3 protein-coding genes are annotated in these 1,953 nt (G+C 66.3%); all 3 read right to left on the bottom strand.

Translation table 11 applies throughout. From position 1 onward, the window contains the following. Positions 1–335: 335 nt before the first annotated feature. On the bottom strand, positions 336–893 hold the full coding sequence (locus ACGFZW_RS38885; protein ID WP_393898061.1) for a S1 RNA-binding domain-containing protein: 558 nt from the start codon (positions 891–893) through the stop codon (positions 336–338). A gap of 121 nt (positions 894–1,014) precedes the next feature. Further along, positions 1,015–1,452, bottom strand: a complete 438-nt coding sequence (locus ACGFZW_RS38880) for a type II toxin-antitoxin system VapC family toxin (protein WP_393898062.1) — start codon at positions 1,450–1,452, stop codon at positions 1,015–1,017. A 13-nt stretch (positions 1,453–1,465) separates the two neighbouring features. After that, positions 1,466–1,744 carry a hypothetical protein gene (locus tag ACGFZW_RS38875; protein WP_393898060.1) on the bottom strand — a complete coding sequence of 93 codons (279 nt, stop codon included), beginning with the start codon at positions 1,742–1,744 and terminating at the stop codon, positions 1,466–1,468. Positions 1,745–1,953 lie beyond the last annotated feature (209 nt).

The following is a 1,953-nucleotide window of genomic DNA, read 5'->3' as shown; positions in this document are numbered from 1 at the left end:
GCGCGGCGTGCCAGCAGCTTCCGGTCCCGCTCTCCCAGCCGGTCGGTGAACCCGGCCTCCAGCAGGGCACCCAGTCGGTTATTGCTCATGATCCAGGAGCATAGGGCGCGCCGCTGACAGCCGTTGAGGCTGGGGTCGGCGCGCTGCATGCTGTGCGGCCAGGGCGCGGGCTCCCGACCTATCTCGCGGGCGCGCCGTTGGAGGCGCCCATGATCGCGGTGGCCGCAAACGCCCTGTCCACGCAAGGCACGGCGCAGCGCGGCGTAGTGAAACAGGCCCGGTTTCCAGCAGCGTGAGAACGGAACGCCCCGGCGCCTCTCGCGACCGGGCCGGCATCACAGCTCCTCTGGCCTGGAGAGGAACACTCTCCGATGCAGCGACTCCACGGCAGTGACGACGACGGATATTTCGGTGCCGGCCTGGAAGGCCTCTGGTGGGCTGGCTGCAGGTCTGCCGTGGACCTTTTTGAAGGGCACCAGCCCGACGACTCCGTCCCCGATGTCGACGAAGACACCAAAAGGAAGCACCCTGACGACTGTCCCTCGCAGTGCCTGACCCACCACGGTGCGGTCTGCGAAGGCATGGAAGGGGTCGTGCTGCAGTACGCGCAGGGACAGCCTGGCCTCCGCGTTGTAGGTGTCGAAGTCGAGGAACTCGCAGGAGACACGTTGTCCGACCTCGACGTCATCAGTGGGAGTGTCGATGCGTCGCCAGGAGAGTTCGGGGATCGTGAGGAACCCGACGCCGGGGAAGGTGGGGTGGCCAGGTCCGTCGTCCAGGTCCACGAAGACCCCGAACTGTTCGATCGCCGCGACGGTGCCGGAAAGGATCTCGCCGGGGTGCAGCGACTTCAGGAACGCCCAGAGTTCTGGGCTCTTGAACTGCCAGTCCATGCCCGCCACCCTGGCACAGGTCGTGGTTTACCGACGGTGCTCAAAAACGGCAACGGGCTCGGCAGGGGAGTGGGCACGGGCCGTCCCCGCGCGTGCAAGGAGCCACTGCCCGTGGAGACCGCTACCGGGTAGGGCCAGGGATGACTTCGAGGCGTGCCTCGGTCTGGGTTCTGGGTGCGAGGACGTCGGCGTAGTGGTGGTCCATCGACAAGATCGCGGGGCGATTGAGGCGCCAGGCCAGGGCGGCGTTGACGCAGTCTGTGAGCCCGAGCTTGTGTCCCATGTAGGTGCGCATCAGTGCCTCGGCCTCGCCGAGCAAGCGACCATCGACGGAGGCGATCTGTAGGGCTCCGGTCCGGGCGAGTGCGCCGATGCGCGTGACGGCTTCGACAGCGATGTGTTCGCCGGCACGGCTCGTCAGGAGGTGGTCGAGCTCGTCAAGGACCAGCGGGGAGACGACCAAGATACGGGGTGTGGCGAGCGCATTGACGGCGGCGTCGTGGTGGTCGTCTTTCCGGTTGTAGGCAGCGAGCCATACGCAAGTGTCGACGACGGCGATGGTGGTGCTGTGGTCACCGGTCGAGCTCCTGGTGGAGCAGCTCGTCAGTGCGTGCCGCTAGATCCGGTGGGCCGTCGAAGAGTCCCCAGTCGTCTGGGGGGAGTGTCTCTGCGACTGCGGTGGTGGGCAGTTTCAGTGCGCCGGCTGCCCATTCGATCGCGAGCGCCTCGGGTGTCCGGCCGAGGACTGCCGCGAGGTCACGCAGGAGGGCTGCCCGACTGCCGGTGACAGTGACGCTGGCAGTGATCTCAGCGTGAGAATCGGGTGGAGTGTCGTCAGGCTGGTCGCTCATCACGTGCTCTCCTCGTTCTGTGTACTCCATGGTGCTCTTACCCGCCGAGGAATCAGGGCAGAACGCCAGCATCTGGGGCTGGAGAACCATCCCTGCGAGGGGACTGGGACGAGAGCTAGGGCGTTTCGTTCGGATCATCGGATCGTTGGTCCGGGTGTGCCGTTGACTGACGCGCAGTGGGCGCGAATTGAGCCGTTACTTCCTGATCG

The sequence above is a fragment of the Streptomyces sp. NPDC048248 genome, from assembly GCF_043201875.1.
Taxonomy (GTDB): Bacteria; Actinomycetota; Actinomycetes; order Streptomycetales; family Streptomycetaceae; genus Streptomyces.
The sequence above is the reverse complement of the archived record's forward strand: the minus strand, read 5'-3'. Positions and strand labels throughout refer to the sequence as shown.